Source organism: Muricauda sp. MAR_2010_75, assembly GCF_000745185.1.
Lineage (GTDB): Bacteria > Bacteroidota > Bacteroidia > Flavobacteriales > Flavobacteriaceae > Flagellimonas.
Window position 1 is genome coordinate 4,068,630 of record NZ_JQNJ01000001.1, and the last position, 16,321, is coordinate 4,084,950.

Annotated in this window: 18 protein-coding genes; 8 read left to right on the forward strand and 10 right to left on the reverse strand. The window is 42.9% G+C overall.

Going from position 1 to position 16,321, the window contains the following annotated elements:
• Positions 1–16 precede the first annotated feature (16 nt).
• Positions 17–1,483: a T9SS type A sorting domain-containing protein gene (locus tag FG28_RS18335; RefSeq protein WP_036385433.1), complete on the forward strand. Its 1,467-nt coding sequence runs from the start codon at positions 17–19 to the stop codon at positions 1,481–1,483.
• A 269-nt stretch (positions 1,484–1,752) separates the two neighbouring features.
• Here FG28_RS18335 and FG28_RS18340 read toward each other — a convergent pair whose 3' ends face one another.
• The 8 genes from FG28_RS18340 to FG28_RS18375 all read right to left on the reverse strand — a co-directional run bounded on the left by FG28_RS18340 (position 1,753) and on the right by FG28_RS18375 (position 8,936).
• A complete protein-coding gene (locus FG28_RS18340) occupies positions 1,753–3,516 on the reverse strand; it encodes a BspA family leucine-rich repeat surface protein (protein WP_051947480.1) in 1,764 nt (587 codons plus the stop codon).
• Positions 3,517–3,840: 324 nt separating this feature from the next.
• Positions 3,841–4,146: a hypothetical protein gene (locus FG28_RS18345; protein WP_036385434.1), complete on the reverse strand. Its 306-nt coding sequence runs from the start codon at positions 4,144–4,146 to the stop codon at positions 3,841–3,843.
• The gene (locus tag FG28_RS18350) at positions 4,130–4,549 is read right to left on the reverse strand and encodes a hypothetical protein (protein ID WP_036385435.1); all 420 of its coding nucleotides are present in this window, start codon (positions 4,547–4,549) and stop codon (positions 4,130–4,132) included. Before FG28_RS18350 ends, FG28_RS18345 begins: the two co-directional genes overlap by 17 nt.
• Positions 4,546–4,950 (reverse strand): hypothetical protein, encoded by a 405-nt coding sequence (locus FG28_RS18355; protein WP_036385436.1) that lies wholly within the window; start codon positions 4,948–4,950, stop codon positions 4,546–4,548. The genes FG28_RS18350 and FG28_RS18355 overlap by 4 nt, the downstream gene beginning before the upstream one ends.
• 12 nt (positions 4,951–4,962) lie before the next feature.
• A complete protein-coding gene (ligA, locus tag FG28_RS18360) occupies positions 4,963–6,960 on the reverse strand; it encodes an NAD-dependent DNA ligase LigA (protein WP_036385437.1) in 1,998 nt (665 codons plus the stop codon).
• A 3-nt stretch (positions 6,961–6,963) separates the two neighbouring features.
• Complete coding sequence (locus tag FG28_RS20985; RefSeq protein ID WP_036385438.1) at positions 6,964–7,545, reverse strand: TIGR00730 family Rossman fold protein; 582 nt, start codon at positions 7,543–7,545, stop codon at positions 6,964–6,966.
• 3 nt (positions 7,546–7,548) lie between these two features.
• Positions 7,549–8,451: a peptide chain release factor N(5)-glutamine methyltransferase gene (gene prmC / locus FG28_RS20990; RefSeq protein WP_036385439.1), complete on the reverse strand. Its 903-nt coding sequence runs from the start codon at positions 8,449–8,451 to the stop codon at positions 7,549–7,551.
• Positions 8,451–8,936 carry a GNAT family N-acetyltransferase gene (locus tag FG28_RS18375; RefSeq protein ID WP_036385440.1) on the reverse strand — a complete coding sequence of 162 codons (486 nt, stop codon included), beginning with the start codon at positions 8,934–8,936 and terminating at the stop codon, positions 8,451–8,453. Before FG28_RS18375 ends, prmC begins: the two co-directional genes overlap by 1 nt.
• Here FG28_RS18375 and ribD point away from each other — a divergent pair.
• The 4 genes from ribD (at position 8,935) to FG28_RS18395 (ending at position 12,212) form a co-directional block, all read left to right on the forward strand.
• Positions 8,935–10,017 (forward strand): bifunctional diaminohydroxyphosphoribosylaminopyrimidine deaminase/5-amino-6-(5-phosphoribosylamino)uracil reductase RibD, encoded by a 1,083-nt coding sequence (gene ribD, locus FG28_RS18380; RefSeq protein ID WP_156102329.1) that lies wholly within the window; start codon positions 8,935–8,937, stop codon positions 10,015–10,017. The genes FG28_RS18375 and ribD overlap by 2 nt on opposite strands.
• Positions 10,010–10,612 carry an HAD family hydrolase gene (locus FG28_RS18385; RefSeq protein ID WP_036385441.1) on the forward strand — a complete coding sequence of 201 codons (603 nt, stop codon included), beginning with the start codon at positions 10,010–10,012 and terminating at the stop codon, positions 10,610–10,612. The genes ribD and FG28_RS18385 overlap by 8 nt, the downstream gene beginning before the upstream one ends.
• On the forward strand, positions 10,613–11,476 hold the full coding sequence (locus FG28_RS18390; RefSeq protein ID WP_036385442.1) for an EamA family transporter: 864 nt from the start codon (positions 10,613–10,615) through the stop codon (positions 11,474–11,476).
• 118 nt (positions 11,477–11,594) lie between these two features.
• Positions 11,595–12,212: a YigZ family protein gene (locus FG28_RS18395; protein ID WP_036385443.1), complete on the forward strand. Its 618-nt coding sequence runs from the start codon at positions 11,595–11,597 to the stop codon at positions 12,210–12,212.
• Positions 12,213–12,346: 134 nt separating this feature from the next.
• Here FG28_RS18395 and FG28_RS18400 read toward each other — a convergent pair whose 3' ends face one another.
• Positions 12,347–12,745 (reverse strand): thioesterase family protein, encoded by a 399-nt coding sequence (locus FG28_RS18400; RefSeq protein ID WP_036385444.1) that lies wholly within the window; start codon positions 12,743–12,745, stop codon positions 12,347–12,349.
• 202 nt (positions 12,746–12,947) lie between these two features.
• Between FG28_RS18400 and dnaA the strand changes: the two genes are divergently transcribed.
• From dnaA to FG28_RS18415, 3 genes are read left to right on the forward strand one after another with little or no spacing between them, the layout of a single operon-like run.
• The gene (gene dnaA / locus FG28_RS18405) at positions 12,948–14,372 is read left to right on the forward strand and encodes a chromosomal replication initiator protein DnaA (protein WP_036385445.1); all 1,425 of its coding nucleotides are present in this window, start codon (positions 12,948–12,950) and stop codon (positions 14,370–14,372) included.
• 12 nt (positions 14,373–14,384) lie between these two features.
• Positions 14,385–14,837, forward strand: a complete 453-nt coding sequence (locus FG28_RS18410) for a low molecular weight protein-tyrosine-phosphatase (RefSeq protein ID WP_036385446.1) — start codon at positions 14,385–14,387, stop codon at positions 14,835–14,837.
• A gap of 4 nt (positions 14,838–14,841) precedes the next feature.
• Positions 14,842–15,582, forward strand: a complete 741-nt coding sequence (locus FG28_RS18415) for an SAM-dependent methyltransferase (protein ID WP_036385447.1) — start codon at positions 14,842–14,844, stop codon at positions 15,580–15,582.
• Positions 15,583–15,631: 49 nt separating this feature from the next.
• Here the strand turns inward: FG28_RS18415 and FG28_RS18420 are convergent, their stop codons facing one another.
• Complete coding sequence (locus tag FG28_RS18420; protein WP_036386866.1) at positions 15,632–16,276, reverse strand: hypothetical protein; 645 nt, start codon at positions 16,274–16,276, stop codon at positions 15,632–15,634.
• Between the last annotated feature and the right edge of the window lie 45 nt (positions 16,277–16,321).

Genomic DNA, 16,321 nt, shown 5'->3' on the forward strand with positions numbered 1-16,321 from the left:
TTTTAACCCCACCTATATGAAAGAAAAGATTTTTACGCAACACCCCACACTCTTATCAACTTTCCTTACTTTTTGCTTTGTTCTTTTTACCTCTGTCAGTTTTGGGCAGAACAGTGAGGGCTTACCTGCACCAATCAGTCAATTGACGGTAAACAGCAATGGTGATATCTATTGTGAAATCCATGCGAACGATGCGGCTTCGGCCTTGCACCACAGTATGGGAAAAGCAAAAAGCGGACTTACAATAAATGGGAGCCAAAAATCGGCTTCCAATTCAAAAAAGACCGCTTCAGGGGCTACCATTTTTGTGGATTACTACAATCTGGATCCCAATCTTCCTGCTGAAGATTTTATCATTGCCGCTACGGCCTTTCAATCCGCAGTGGATACTTGGGCCAGTTTGTTGTCCTCTGATGTCCCTATTTATGTGGCCGCTGTTTTTCAACCGTTGGATGAAGGGGTCTTGGGTTCGGCCGGGCCCACCAGTATTTTTGCCAATGCCCCCGGCTTGGAACGCAATACGTGGTTTGGCGATGCCCTAGCGGACAAACTCACAGGCGAAGACCTGAGTCCTACCACTTATGACATTGTGGCCAATTTTAGCACTGTTTTTCCAAACTGGTACTATGGCACGGATGGCAATACACCCACAGGAATGTACGACTTTAAGTCCGTAGTGCTTCATGAGCTTGGTCACGGATTGGGCTTCTTTGGGTCTTTGTTTGTGGACAACGAAGCAGGCGTTGGAGACTACGGTTTTGGAATTCCAAACCCCGTATTTCCTGCCATCTACGATCGTTTGGCCCATTCTGCGGATGGAAAGTCCATCCTAAAAGAAAACAAATACGCCAATTTCAGCACCGAATTGGGAGATGTTCTACTGTCTGGACCATTGACCGCAAAGGGACCTAATACCCAAGGTGCCACCCAAGGAAAAGGAGCCCAAGTATTTACCATTTTGGACTCTGATATTTTTGGTGAAATTCCGGGTCTAACAGATATTTGGTTACCTGGCTCCAGTTATTCCCACTTGGATTATGTCACTTATGCTGGTGGCACCAACGGACTCATGGTTCCATTTTTGTCCACTGGGGTTGCTTTTGATAGCCCAGGCCCTATTGTACTTGCTATTTTTGATGATATGGGCTGGAATGGCAAGGTTAATCGTGAAATCCAAGAAAATCCAAATGATAGTGCGGATGACGGTGATGATCCATTGGCCGCTGCCGAAAATGTGGTAGCTCTCTATCCAAATCCGTTCACAAATAGTGTGAATGTAACCCTCTTGGAAGGACGCTCCATTAAAAGCGCTGTAATTACCGATACTTCGGGATATACTTATAAGGTCCCCAAAGGGAAAATTGACGGTTCTAAACAAGCCCTTTTGGATCTATCGAGCTTCAGGGGTAAATCTGGATTGTATTTCCTTCAGTTAACGTATGACGATAACTCCAATGAAGTAGTGAAAATTTATAAGCAGTAACAAACACTATCCAACAATGAATAGAAATGCCGGCTCGTCCGGCATTTTTGTGTGGATTATCTATAAAGCTGATTTCGTTTAACTCGCTACCTACTACTAGAATGAATTACGCAAATTAGCGCAAATGTTTTGTATGTTGAACTATTGGAATTTGTCCATTATTGATTGGAAATTGTTATGACACACCCCTATCCCCTCTCGAGAGGGGAGTTAAAAACACCGCAGAACAAAAAGCCCTGCGGTGCATTTTAAACTTTGATGTTATTTATTTAAGGACAAAGTTCTGCCAAACCACCATCATTTATATCCCATCCTAAATTTAGCAATGCGTCTCGTGCATCGCTGGCTATGCACAAGTATTGAAGCCCCTCTGCTTCAAAATTCACATCTTGTGGTGGATTGTTTGCCGCCCAACCGATCAAGGTATCCGAATAGTTTTCTGGGGACATGCCGCAATTATCCAACATATCTAGCATATTTGAAAGCAAACCTATATTCCATGCACCTAAACTTTGATCAAAGCTAGTGGCTCCAGAGAACATTCCACTTATATTGAAAACATTGCCCGTGTCCCAACCACTAATATCTTGATTAAAGGAGGTGGCTCCAGAGAACATTGAAGTCATACCCAAAACGTTACCCGTCTTCCAACCACCGATATCTTGATTAAAAGATGAGGCTCCAGAGAACATTGAAGTCATACCAAAAACATTGTCCGTTTTCCAACCACCGATATCAGCATTAAACGAAGTGGCCCCGGAGAACATAAAAGCCATATCGGTAACATTGATTGTTTCCCAACCACTGATATCCCCATTAAACAAAGTAGCTCCAGAGAACATATTTGACATATCATGGACATTACTGACATCCCATTGCTCAATATTTCCATTAAAAGCTGTATTGGAGAACATGCCGGCCATATCCTCAACTGTGGTCGTGTCCCACCCATTTAGGTCTGGGTCACCTAATCCAAAACAATTCTTGAACATGTTCCTCATAAAGGTTACCTGAGAGAGATCAGGGACATCCGTAGCATTTAGTATCACATTATTACAATCACTAAAAGCATTGAACATCGTTACCCAAGGGTTGGTGCCCCATTGCTCAATGCTTAATAATTTATTATTGGACGCGCCATCGGTAATTTCACTCATCCGTATGGCAGGGAATAATCCCTTTATGGCAACCGTATAGGTACCTGCGGTGACATACTCATGTTTTGGGTTGGCAGTCTCGGTAATATCTTCAGTGACACCATCCCCCCATTCTATGATATAGTTATAGGTAAGGCCATTGTGCACCCCAATTTCTATGCTCTCATTGTCTGTAGTTGTCTGCCAAGTGGTGACAAAAGAAGTAGAGTCTGCTGCCAAACTTTCGTCCACATCGGTTATGGTGATTGTGATCTCTTGGCTGTCCGTACCGCCTTTTCCATCAGCAACACCTAAGGTTACCATATACTCAGGAATGGTTTCAAAGTCCAAGGTCTTGCCTTCGTCTAGGCTTATTGTCCCTGTGGTAGCATCCATCACAAAAGTTCCGGATTCATCGGTCATGGAAAAGGTTAGGGCATCCCCATCATCGTCGGTGGCGTCCACTTGGCCCACTTCAGCACCGCTTTGAAGGTCTTCGGCAGCTGAAAGACTCGTTGTTGTAATGGTAGGAGCCTTGTTGGTGGCCTGTGGCTGTGTAACGGTAAATTTGTCCGTGGAAGTGGCGGTATTTCCCCCTACGGTAACACTTACCTTGGCCGTAATGGCACCTTGGGGCACCTTAGTGGTGATCTTGGTGGTCGTGGCAGCGGATACCGTTGCGATGACGGCTCCGATTTTTACGGTATTCTTGGAGAGTGTGGGGCTAAAATTCGTACCATTGATCTCGAAAACTGTGCCCACGGGTCCAGAGGATTTTGACAAACTTGTTATTGTTGGTGCCTTTGTCTCTGGCGTTGATGGGCCATCGTCCTTGCTACAGGAAATCATAAAAGCCATGGCAAAAAGCGCCAAGGCCAGCAATTTTCTTTGTTTCATAACTTAACTTTTTTGGTTACAAGACGGTAAGTAGCAAAAACCTTTTAGAACTTGTAGAAGTGAATTGACGGATGTCCTGTATGGGTTGACGTACAAGTCGCCAGTTTTACCGTTTATGGTTAATGGGTGAAGGGTTTTAGGTTCAGGAGTTTGGATTAAGGAATCCGTTATTTTGAATCTAGTGCAGCATCCCTTTGTTTTTTTTACGCAAATGGCATGAATTGGCACAAAGGCACATTCTTTTATTTGCTTATTGGGGATGGGCGATTGGAGAGTTAGACCTTTGAATAATCTGGTGTTTGGTAGTAGTTTATTGTCAATTGTTCATTGCCCATTGACAATTGAATTTACCAAAACCTGCAGTTCCTCCTCCAACGAATACTCTGGAAACGGTTTTCCCGCTTGTCTATACCAATATCCAGCGTTCCATTTGTCGCCTTCTTTGCGGTGTAGATAGGCATGAATCCAACTGCCCATGGTAGTATGGATGTCCTGCGCAATATCATGGGAAGCCTCCCAATCCCCTTTGGCATCGTACCATAAGGCCTGTAAAGCAGAAGGCCATTCAGGGTTTGGCTCCTGTGCATTCAATGTTTCCATAAAAGCCGAAAAGCTATGTGGATGATTCATGTACAATAAATTGTGGCCAAGCAAAATGGGCCATTAAACCTCCCGCTATCATAATAGCAAAGTGTACAGAATTATCCAACTTTTCAGGAAGTAATTGGCCCAACACACCCAATATTACAATCACGGCCATAAAAGCAAAAACACCTGAAATTTCTTTCCGCTTTACCTCAACTTTTCTATTGTAAAAAATTTTGGAAACGAGTCCACCCAGCAAAAAGTTCAACCATATTAGCCCTGTTCTGTTTTCTTCAATAACCCTGCTGAAAGTAGGAACTTCTGAATTGGATATCCCGACAGCAACCAAAATAATATCTGCCAATACCATAAGTCCCAAAATAGAGGCCACCACAATCTTGGCTATTTTAATGGACTTTTCATTCTTTTTGATATCAAAACGTATCATAACACCTCCAAATAATTCATTGACCAAAAAAGATGTCCATACAAAAGTCCCAGACCCAATAAAATACTTAAAATCCAAATCGGGATTTTTTTGTCGAGACGCAAAAGGTAAGCAATGCCAATACTCAAAAGGGCTGTACCAAAAAGAATAAGCACAGGATACATGGAATTAGACATGCTATAGTTAGGGTCCTCGGTACCCAAAAACAAATGACCAAGAATCGCCCCTAAAGCAAAGGGAATAAAGAAAAGCTTTCTCTGTGCTGCTTTCAAAAGAATGACATTGGATGTATCCTCTTCGGCTTCATTTAAATTGAGCAGTACTTCAATTGCTACATAAAGTGTGGCAAAACCAATCATTATGTAGGTCACTAATTTGTCATATCCGCCAAGAAAATCCATAACTCTTTAAAATTATAACTTTTCCATAAACTCCTGCTCCGAAATAATGGGAATCCCCAAGCTCTCCGCTTTGGTCTTTTTGCTGGGACCCATATTGTCTCCAGCCACTACAAAGGATGTTTTCGAAGAAATGGAAGACGCTACTTTGCCTCCATTGTCCTCTATCAATTTTTTGAGGTCGTTTCTGCTGATAGTTTCAAAAACCCCGGAAACCACAAAGGTTTGCCCCTTTAACTTGTCGGTCTGGTTTTCCAATTGCGCTTCAGAGAGCGAAAATTGCAATCCGTAGGATTTTAAACGGTCCACAATTTCCAAATTGCTGGGTTCTGAAAAGAACTTGATCACGCTATCGGCTATGCGTTCTCCTATTTCATCCACCTGGACCAATTCCTCATGACTTGCGGCCATCAATGCATCAATATTTTTGTAGGCTTTGGCCAACTTTTTGGCCACTGTCTCCCCCACATATCGGATGCCCAATGCGAACAGGACGCGTTCAAAAGGAATGGCTTTGGAAGCCGCTACGCCGTTCACCAGATTTTCAGCGGATTTTTCTGCCATGCGTTCCAACGGAATCACCTGTTCCTTGGTCAACGTATATAAATCGGCATAATTGGAAATCAACCCTTCCTTAAACAGCAGTTCCACCGTTTCACTTCCCATACCTTCAATATCCATGGCCTTTCTGGAAATAAAATGCTGGATTCGACCTGTAATCTGAGTTGGACACCCTGTGTCGTTGGGGCAAAAGTGCTGTGCCTCCCCTTCTTTCCGAATCAGCTCCGTACCACATTCAGGGCAGTGGGTGATGTATTCTGTGGGTACGGAATCCACAGGGCGTTTGGTGAAATCCACTGCGATAATCTTAGGAATAATCTCGCCGCCCTTTTCCACAAAAACAGTGTCCCCAACACGAACATCCAACTTGGCTATCTGATCGGCATTGTGCAAAGAGGCGCGCTTTACCGTTGTTCCAGCCAAGAGCACGGGCTCCAAGTTGGCCACTGGGGTAATGGCCCCGGTACGCCCCACTTGGTAGGTGATTTCGTTCAACACCGTAGTTGCCTGTTCTGCCTTGAACTTATAGGCCATTGCCCATCGGGGTGACTTGGCTGTATAGCCCAACTCCTCTTGATGCTGAATACTGTTTACCTTTACCACAACCCCATCGGTTTCAAAGGCCATATTATGGCGATGGACGTCCCAATAATCCGCAAACTGCATCACCTCTTCCATACTCTTGCAAAGTTTGGCCACGGATGGAACCTTAAAACCCCACGAGCGTGCTTTCTCCAAGACTTCAAATTGGGAGGAAATCCCCAAATTATTTCCAGCAATACTGTATAGCAGACACTCCAAGGGACGCTGGGCCACCAAGGCACTGTCCTGCAATTTTAAACTTCCGGATGCCGTGTTTCTGGGGTTCATATAGGGGTCTTCCCCAGCTTCAATTCGCTCTTGGTTCATTTTGGCAAAACCTTCCAAGGTTAAAATAATTTCCCCACGGATATCAAATTTTGGTGGGTAGTCCCCTTTCAATTGCAAGGGAACGGATTTTATGGTTTTAATATTGTTGGTCACATCATCTCCCTGAAAGCCATCGCCACGGGTAACCGCTCGCACCAGTTGTCCATCTTCATAGGTGAGACTGATGGAAGCGCCATCGTATTTCAACTCACATGTGAATTCCACGGCAACATCACCCAAAATACGTTGGATACGTTTTTCCCAATCCTCCAAATCTTCCTTGGAATATGAGTTTTCCAAAGAGTACATGCGGTGTTCATGCGCCACCGTCTCAAAGTTCTTGGTCACCATGCCACCCACGCGCAAAGTCGGCGATGTGGGGTCGTAAAATTCAGGGTGTTCTGCCTCCAATTTCTGAAGCTCCTTGAGTTTCATATCAAACTCAAAATCTGTTATTGAAGGCTGGTCCAGCACATAATATTTATAGTTGTGCTCCCGAAGTTCATCCCGCAGGGATTCTATTTTTTCTTTGATGTTGGTCATCTATCAGGTATGTTCTTTTTTAATCCATTTTGGAGTTGTTACTGGTCGATAGGATTCCATTTGTTCCAACAGCCCCCTGCACGAGTCATCAACCAGAAGCATATTTCGGTTTTCAATTTTAAGGAGTTCCCTGACGACCATGGTGTCCAAGAAAGCCAATAATTCATCATAAAAACCATTCACATTTAATATGCCCATTGGTTTCTGATGCAATCCAAGCTGTCCCCAGGTAATGATCTCAAACAATTCTTCCAATGTGCCAAAACCTCCCGGAAGTGCAATTATCCCATCCGAGAGCTCATACATTTTCATTTTGCGCTCATGCATACTGTCCACTATGATCATTTCCGGTACGCGATCATGCACGATTTCTTTGGATTTTAAAAAATTGGGAAGCACACCTATCACCTTTCCGTTGTTATCCAGTGCTCCATTGGCCACTTTTCCCATTAAACCCAATTTGGAACCACCATAAACCAGAGTTCTATCCTGTTTTGCCAAAGTTTTTCCCAATTCATAAGCCCTGTCAACAATTTGAATGTCGTTTCCTTCGCTACTTGCACAAAAAACTACTATACTTTTCATTTACTACATTTTGCACTTAAGCATCCGATCATTGCCAAAAATATCCTTTCTGAGTTCAATTTCCGAAAAATTATGGGCTTTCAAAAGGGCTTTGGTTTCCGCTCCCAAATATTGGTTGATTTCCAGATACAAGCTCCCCTTTTTCTCTAAGTTGGCTTTGGAAAATTGGGCTATGGCACGATAAAACAACAAAGGGTCCTCGTCAGGTACGAAAAGCGCCGTACCAGGTTCGTATTTTTTTACATTTTTTTTGATTTTTTCCTTTTCCAATTCCCTCACATAGGGTGGATTGGAGACGATGATATCAAAATCAAGTTCAGGACCAAGTTCAGGACCAAGTTCAGGACCAAGTTCAAGGATATCTTGTTGGATGAAAGTGATGTCTACTTGATTACTTTTGGCATTTTCCTGAGCCACTTCCAAGGCATTTTTGGAAACATCCAGCGCGAACACTTTTGCTTGCGGAAGATGCTTGGCCAATGCGATGGCTATACAGCCGCTTCCTGTACCGATGTCCAAGATTTTCAAGTTGTGGTCATTGAACGGAGTCGAAATGACGCTTCGGCTGCGCTCAGCGTCGACATCATCCAAAATCCATTGCACCAATTCCTCGGTTTCGGGTCTGGGAATCAATACGCTTTCATTGACCTTTAATTCCAAATCCATAAAATGGGCCTCCCCTAAAATATATTGTAGGGGTCGTTCTTGTTTTAATTGGGAGAGTGCCTCAAACAAAGGTTGCTCCTCATCCTTGCTCAAAGTGAGTTCGGGTTGCACCACCAAAACAAACCGTTCCAGTTTTAAGTTGTGTTCCACACATCGGTAAAAAAAGGCATCGACCTCCTCTTTTGGAAACAAAGTATCCAGCTCCTTATGGAATATATTCTTGATTTCCCTTAGCAGCATTATAATTTTTTAAGCATCCAAACCGGACAAGAATAATGCCCTGTGTTTCCCATGGGCGCATCTATATAGTCAAAACCGTTTTTTTGATAGAGCTTTTGGGCGGCCTTCATATAGGGCATGGTTTCCAGATAACAAGCCTCAAAACCATATTCCTTGGCTTTTTCCAAACAGACGGTAATCATCTGTGACCCCAAACCCTTGCCTCGAGCTTCTTCCAAAAAATACATTTTTTGCAGTTCACAGACATTGCCTTCATAGTTCTGTAATTGGGCAATTCCTGCACAGCCAATGATTCGCCCTTGGTGTTCCACCACAAAATAGGTGGCTTTGGGCACATCATAAGCCGTGTACATATCATCCAAGGCTTTATCAGCATAGGCCGTCCCCACTTTGGCTATGCCCATATCTTCAAAAACTTTTCGAATCACTTGGGCCACTTGGACGTTGTCCTCAGGTGTGATTTCACGAATCACCATATCCTTCATGTTGCGTTTATTGTTCTATTTTTGCGGGGTGAATATACATCAAAAATACATCCTCAGAAGCATTGAACTGGGCAAAAAGGGGCTCGGCACAACCGCTCCCAATCCCATGGTGGGCTGCGTAATTGTTCACAACGAAAAAATTGTTGGCGAAGGGTTTACCAGTCCATACGGTGGCCCGCATGCCGAGGTAAATGCCATCAATTCGGTGCAGGATAAAGGTTTATTGAATGAAGCTACCTTATATGTTACCTTGGAACCGTGTTCACATTTTGGCAAGACACCGCCTTGTGCTGATTTGATCATCAAAAACAATATTCCTGAAGTGGTCATTGGCATTAAGGACCCACATGATAAGGTGGCCGGAAAGGGTATAGAAAAACTGGAAGCGGCAGGGTGCAAAGTCACAGTGGGTGTTCTTGAGGATGAATGCCGAAACCATTTAAAACGATTTTTAACCTTTCAAGAAAAAAAGCGCCCATACATTATATTAAAATGGGCCGAGACCGAGGATGGATTTATCGCCCCAGACCCAAAAATAAGAAAATCCAACCCTGAGCCCTTTTGGATCAGCAACCCCTACTCCAAACAACTGGTGCACCAATGGCGGAGTCAAGAACAAGCCATTTTAGTGGGTACCCAAACTGTGCTGGAAGACAACCCAAAGTTGAACACTCGAGATTGGGCAGGTAAAAATCCTATTCGTGTGGTTCTGGACAAAGACCTAAAAATTGGTTCTCATTTTTATGTGATGGACGGGTCTGTCAAGACATTGATTTTGACCCAAACAAGGGACGCATCAAAATATGTGGATGGTGTTGATTACGAAGTAATCGATTTTGCAAAACCAGTGGCCGTACAAATCTGTGAGGTGCTGCGCAAGCATTCCATCACCAGTGTACTTGTTGAGGGAGGTTCGCGGATGCTTCAAACCTTTATTGATGAAGATCTATGGGATGAAGCCCGAATTTTCAAGGCGCAAATTTTTTTTGAAAAAGGCATCATTGCTCCCCATATCCAAGCAAAGCTTCAGAGCAAACAATCAATTTTATCGGACACGTTATCCATCTATACCCATGATTAAAAACATTATTCTGGATTTTGGCGATGTACTCATCAATTTGGACAAACCGGCCACAGCTCGGGAAATGCTGAAATTTGGGTTTACCGGGATTACCCCAGAATTGGATAGTTTGTTTAAAGAATACGAAAAGGGATTGGTGACCTCCGAACATTTTTTAGATCTGGTATCGCTTCAATTTCCCATGGCCCAGAAAGCGGATTTGATGAACGCTTGGAATGCTATTCTGCTCGATTTCCCGGAAGAGCGGTTGACCTTTCTTGAAAATCTGGCGAAAGAAAATGAATACAGACTCTTTTTGCTCAGCAATACCAATGACCTCCATATAGAATATGTAAAAGAGCAGATGGGAATGCAACGGTTCAATCGGTTTAAAAATGCGTTTGAGATGTTTTATCTTTCCTATGAAATGGGCATGCGAAAACCTGATGCTGAGATTTTTGAATTTGTATTGGAACAAAACCAACTATCCGCCCATGAAACCTTGTTTGTGGATGATGTAAAAGACAATACTGATGCCGCCGCCAGTTTGGGAATCCATGTTTGGAACCTTCAAGTGGGTCAAGAAGATGTTATGCAACTTAATCGATTTCTATAAATGATAGCCCTGGCCCTTAGCGTTCTTAGTTCCACCCTAATTTTTGTAGTCTTTAAACTGTACGATGTATACAAGGTGCAAACGCTATATGCCATTGTCGTCAATTATATGGTGGCCTGCATCACTGGTTTTTTCCTCTATGAAGGTTCTGTAGAAGTACGTCAATTGGTGAACACCTCATGGTTTTGGGGGCCTATTTTAATGGGGGTTCTTTTTATTACGATTTTCAACCTTATGGCCAAGACCGCCCAAGTGGCAGGAGTTTCAGTGGCCTCGGTGGCCACTAAAATGTCTTTGGTAATCCCAGTGATTTTTGGAATCTGGTTGTATAATGAAAGTTTAACCTGGATTCAGGTAATCGGGATTACATTAGCTTTGGTGGCTGTGTACTTGGCTTCATTAAAAGAAAAACATATCGTCATTAATCGAAAAGACCTGTTGCTTCCCTTTTTGGTGTTTCTGGGTTCGGGGATTATTGACACCAGCATCAAATATTTTGAGGAGCTGCACTTGACGGATGAGGATGTTCCCATTTTTTCATCCATGATTTTTGGTTGTGCTGCGTTATCGGGAGTTCTATTTATAGGTATACGTTCCAAAAAAAAACCGCTCAAAATCAACTTTAAGAACATTTTGGGCGGGATTGCATTAGGAGTTCCCAATTATTTTTCCATCTATTTTATTATTCGCGCCTTGCGTTCAGATTTGTTGAGCAGTGCGGCTATTTTTACCTTGAACAATGTGGCCATTGTCATGTTATCCACCCTAATGGGCATTTTGCTTTTTAAGGAAAAATTGAGTCCGAAAAACTGGGGCGGAGTGGCTTTGGCTATTTTGAGCATCATATTGGTAGCGCTATTCTAATACCAATTGACAATAAATAATTATCGCTAATCAATAATATTATCTGAGTTCTTACCCCTGACTTCCGATTTATATACAGACATCACATATCTCAATCTGAATAGGTAGTTTTGTCTTGATGCAAAAAGAAGATGTCTATAAAACCATTGTTAAACCTTCAGAAGAAATCCTGTACAAGGACCGGAAAAGTAAATTCTTCGCCCAAGCCTTTCCCATTGCTTCAGAGGAAGAGGTAAAACCAATTGTTGAAGAACTTCGGAAGAAACACCATACCGCCAACCATGTCTGCTATGCTTGGCAGTTGGGGGAACAAGATCGTTCCTACCGCGCCAATGATGATGGGGAGCCCAACAATTCGGCTGGAATGCCCATTTATGGGCAAATTCAATCTTTTGATGTGACGAATGTACTGGTAACCGTTACCCGAATCTTTGGTGGTACCAAATTAGGGGTCGGCGGCCTGATTCAGGCCTACCGTACTGCGGCCCAAATGGCCTTCGAAGATGCCAAGATTGTGGAACGAGTAGTTGAATCCCGATTCAAACTTCAATTTGGATATCCAGAAATGGACAAGGTGATGCGAACGATCAAACAAAAAAATTTGAACATCATATCCCAAAAAATGGAAATGGATTGTGAGTTGGTCATTTCGGTACGGTTAAGCGAAGCAGTTGAGACGCATCAATTGTTTGAGGAAATGCAGGATGTAGGTATTATGAAGAAAGGGAATGGGTGAAGGACAAGGGCAAGGGCAAGGGCAAGCTCAAACTCAAGCTCAAGCTCAAGTTCAGGTTTAAAACCAAAAAACAGTGAGCAATTAGGGAGAGACGGGTGGCAATACCCCCGTAACTGAAATCTGACCACTGACTACTAAGAATCCAGCTTTTCCAAAATATAATCTGGGCAACGAATAGGTTTATTGGTTTTTTTATCCATGAAGGCCAAAACCGTGTGGGCTGTAGCCAAAAGTTCTTTGGATTCGTTATAAATTTTATAATCGAACTCAATTTTGACCATTGGTTTATTTTTTAACTGGGTTTCCACGGTTATCAAATCATCATATAGTGCAGACTTTTTGTAGTCAATGTGCAACGATATTACGGGCAGCATAACCCCATTATCTTCCATGCTCTTGTAAGTGACTCCCAAGGCCCGTAACCACTCTACCCTGCCCATTTCCAAGTATTGTGCATAATTACCATGGTAAACCACACCCATTTGGTCGGTTTCTGCATAACGCACACGAAAAGAATATGAATTTAGATCCAATTTTTAACTGAAAAATTATATATTTAATGTCCTGGTTGAAATACAGACAACATGCGAAAAAAAAACAGAACATTCAATGGCAAATTGATTTTTTTTTTAAAAGATTTGTTCACATATTTGTCGCATCCAATAGGCATCTGTATACCCCCTGGATGTTTAATCTAAAACGTTGACCTAACCAACAAAAACAAGGAAAAACTTCATGAGTGTTACTGCTAATTCCGTATGGAACAACTGTTTGGCTTTTATCCAGGATAACATCCAACCGCAGGCATTCAAAACGTGGTTTGAACCTATCAAGCCCATCAAGTTAACAGACAAAGCGCTCAGCATTCAGGTGCCCAGCAAGTTTTTTTACGAGTGGCTTGAAGAGCATTATGTAAAACTTTTAAAGGTGGCCTTGACCCGGGAATTGGGAAACAATGCCAAACTCATTTATATTATAAAAATGGAAAATAAGTACGGGAACAAGGAACCGTTCACAGAGCAGATTCCAAGCTCTAACCGTACCGCTGTAGGACCTCAGGAATTGGATGTACCCATTACCTCCAAAAGTCCCGAGCTAAAAAATCCCTTTGTGATTCCTGGTATTCGAAACATTAAAATTGAATCCCAGTTAAATCCCAATTATAATTTTGACAATTTTTTGGAAGGAGACTCCAACCGATTGGCCCGTTCTGCTGGAATGGCGGTGGCCAACAAACCGGGCGGAACATCCTTTAATCCGCTGTTGGTATTTGGAGGCGTTGGTCTTGGAAAGACACACTTGGCACATGCCATTGGGGTGGAAATCAAAGATAAATATCCTGAAAAAACGGTGCTCTATATCTCTGCGGAGAAGTTCACCCAACAATATATAGAATCGGTAAAGAAGAATACCCGTAACGATTTCATCCATTTTTACCAATTGATAGATGTGCTCATTATTGATGATGTGCAGTTCCTGTCCGGTAAGTCTGGAACCCAGGATGTGTTCTTCCACATTTTTAACCATCTGCACCAAAATGGCAAGCAAGTTATTTTGACCTCGGACAAAGCTCCGGTGGATATGCAGGATATTGAACAGCGATTACTATCACGATTCAAATGGGGGCTTTCCGCCGAATTGCAAAGCCCTGATTATGAGACCCGTGTTTCCATTTTGAAGAACAAATTGTATCGGGATGGTGTGGAAATGCCCGAAGATATTATTGACCATGTGGCCAAGAACATCAAGACCAACATTCGCGAACTGGAAGGTGCCATTATCTCATTGATTGCACAATCTTCGTTCAACAAGCGTGAGGTTACCCTGGAATTGGCACAGCAAGTAGTCGAAAAGTTTGTGAAGAACACCAAGCGTGAGGTTTCCATAGACTACATTCAAAAAGTGGTTTCTGACTATTTTGAGATGGATGTGGCAACCCTTCAATCCAAAACCCGTAAGCGACATATTGTACAGGCCAGACAGTTGGCCATGTTCTTTGCCAAAAAATTTACCAAGGCCTCATTGGCCAGTATTGGTTCACAGATTGGAAAGCGTGATCACGCTACGGTGCTTCATGCCTGCAAAACGGTGGACAATCTTGCTGAAACCGATAAACAATTCAGAAAATATATAGAGGACCTCAACAAAAAGTTCTCTTAACCCCTCTTTTTAATGAAAACCAAAGTTTTGATGGTCTGCTTGGGCAATATTTGCAGGTCACCATTGGCCGAGGGTATTCTACAATCCAAAGTGGATTCCGATATCGTTTTTGTGGATTCCGCTGGCACTGCGGGGTATCATGTAGGGAATCCTCCCGACCCAAGATCGGTTGCCGTGGCACGAAAACACGGATTGGATATTAGCTTTCAAAAGTGCCGACGGTTCTCCCGAGCGGATTTTAGGGAGTTTGATTTGATCTACGTGATGGACCGGAGCAACTTTTCGGACATCGCCAATTTGGCCCACAACCAACAAGAAGCTGAGAAAATAAAGCTTTTATTGAGCGAAGTCAATGTCGGCATTCAAGAAGTTCCTGACCCCTACCATGGTGGAACGAAAGGTTTTGAAGATGTGTATCAAATGATCGATCTAGCTTGTGAGGCAATTGCGAAAAAACTAAATTGACCCTATGGAAGAAACGCAGGAACAAGCTAAACCTGGTTTGGTGGTGGGGAAATTGTACTTGATTCCCACAACATTGGGCGACAATGCTCCCTTGGAGGTATTGCCCATTTCCCTTAAGGGAACCATTGAAAAGATTGACCACTATATTGTGGAAAATGAAAAGACTGCGCGCCGTTTCATCAAAAAAGTAAGTCCTAGCAAGCCACAGCCCAGCCTGCACATTCAAAGCTTGAACAAATACACCAAACCAGAGGTCATCCCCTCTTTTTTGGACCCCTGCATTCACGGATTTGATATTGGTGTGCTTTCTGAAGCGGGTTGTCCAGGTATTGCCGATCCCGGAGCTTCAGTGGTTCGGGTGGCCCATGAAAAAAGAATACAGGTGGTTCCGCTCGTTGGCCCCTCCTCCATTTTAATGGCCATGATGGCCAGCGGAATGAACGGTCAAAACTTTGCGTTCAACGGGTATCTGCCCATCGACAATAAGGAACGTAAGGCGATGATAAAAAATCTGGAGCTACTTTCACGGGAAAAGGGACAGTCACAAATATTTATGGAGACCCCTTACCGAAACAATAAATTGCTCAAGGAACTCATAAAAACATTGCACAAAAGTACCCGATTGTGTATTGCTTGCGATATTACGCTGCCTACCGAATTTATTCAGACGAAAAGTGCCCACGAATGGAGTGAAATCCAAATCGATTTGGACAAAAGACCGACCATCTATATCATTCAGGCATAAAAAAACCCAGAACTGAATTCTGGGTTTTTAGCTAACTTTTACCTTGCCACTATATTTTTGGATTCTTCCGTTGTTGGATTTTGGAAGTATCGTAACCCGCGAATTTTTTCATGTAGTATGAAATGCTACTTCCGTAGGCATCGGCAACATCTTCCTGCCCATAGGATCGCAAGTACTTCTTCACATTTCCGGCTCCGGCCAAATGGGCGGCAGCCAAAATACCTGATTCTGTAATTTCAACACCCCCAATGCGTTTTCCCGTAAAACGTTTGATATCCCTTCGCAAAATCCATTTGTTTCGGGCAACGTTCACATCAAAAGCTTTTTCCTGGAGTATCGGGTCATTCAAAAAAGTGTCCACATCATAAACCCCCATCAAATTCAGGGTGTTTCCCCCAAACTGATATTTTCCCAAATAGCCCAATGTGTTCACCACATGGTATTTTCCTTGGGATTCTTTAAAAGCCAGGGCATCTTTAAAACCGTTATAGGCTTTTCCCAAAAAGGGAGGGGTAATCTGTGCTTCACCAGAGAATGCAGGGGAATCCTTGGGAGCGGGTGTTTCAAAGTCCGTAGTCACCTTTAAGGAATCTGGAATTTCCACATTCACTTTTTTCATTACGGTGTACGTACCAAAACTCGTCAAAACTACAATCATGGCAAGATGTAGTATAAAACCTATCCATCTTTTCATAATGTTCATATTTGTGATCTCGATACTATATACGTATCAAAAATC

What these genes read in the sequence shown, in the direction of transcription:
- FG28_RS18335 (WP_036385433.1), top strand. Translation starts at nt 17, where the DNA reads ATGAAAGAAAAGATTTTTACGCAACACCCCACACTCTTATCAACTTTC.
- FG28_RS18340 (WP_051947480.1), bottom strand. Translation starts at nt 3,516, where the DNA reads ATGAAACAAAGAAAATTGCTGGCCTTGGCGCTTTTTGCCATGGCTTTT.
- FG28_RS18345 (WP_036385434.1), bottom strand. Translation starts at nt 4,146, where the DNA reads ATGAATCATCCACATAGCTTTTCGGCTTTTATGGAAACATTGAATGCA.
- FG28_RS18350 (WP_036385435.1), bottom strand. Translation starts at nt 4,549, where the DNA reads ATGATACGTTTTGATATCAAAAAGAATGAAAAGTCCATTAAAATAGCC.
- FG28_RS18355 (WP_036385436.1), bottom strand. Translation starts at nt 4,950, where the DNA reads ATGGATTTTCTTGGCGGATATGACAAATTAGTGACCTACATAATGATT.
- ligA (WP_036385437.1), bottom strand. Translation starts at nt 6,960, where the DNA reads ATGACCAACATCAAAGAAAAAATAGAATCCCTGCGGGATGAACTTCGG.
- FG28_RS20985 (WP_036385438.1), bottom strand. Translation starts at nt 7,545, where the DNA reads ATGAAAAGTATAGTAGTTTTTTGTGCAAGTAGCGAAGGAAACGACATT.
- prmC (WP_036385439.1), bottom strand. Translation starts at nt 8,451, where the DNA reads ATGCTGCTAAGGGAAATCAAGAATATATTCCATAAGGAGCTGGATACT.
- ribD (WP_156102329.1), top strand. Translation starts at nt 8,935, where the DNA reads ATGTTGCGTTTATTGTTCTATTTTTGCGGGGTGAATATACATCAAAAA.
- FG28_RS18375 (WP_036385440.1), bottom strand. Translation starts at nt 8,936, where the DNA reads ATGAAGGATATGGTGATTCGTGAAATCACACCTGAGGACAACGTCCAA.
- FG28_RS18385 (WP_036385441.1), top strand. Translation starts at nt 10,010, where the DNA reads ATGATTAAAAACATTATTCTGGATTTTGGCGATGTACTCATCAATTTG.
- FG28_RS18390 (WP_036385442.1), top strand. Translation starts at nt 10,613, where the DNA reads ATGATAGCCCTGGCCCTTAGCGTTCTTAGTTCCACCCTAATTTTTGTA.
- FG28_RS18395 (WP_036385443.1), top strand. Translation starts at nt 11,595, where the DNA reads ATGCAAAAAGAAGATGTCTATAAAACCATTGTTAAACCTTCAGAAGAA.
- dnaA (WP_036385445.1), top strand. Translation starts at nt 12,948, where the DNA reads ATGAGTGTTACTGCTAATTCCGTATGGAACAACTGTTTGGCTTTTATC.
- FG28_RS18410 (WP_036385446.1), top strand. Translation starts at nt 14,385, where the DNA reads ATGAAAACCAAAGTTTTGATGGTCTGCTTGGGCAATATTTGCAGGTCA.
- FG28_RS18415 (WP_036385447.1), top strand. Translation starts at nt 14,842, where the DNA reads ATGGAAGAAACGCAGGAACAAGCTAAACCTGGTTTGGTGGTGGGGAAA.
- FG28_RS18420 (WP_036386866.1), bottom strand. Translation starts at nt 16,276, where the DNA reads ATGAAAAGATGGATAGGTTTTATACTACATCTTGCCATGATTGTAGTT.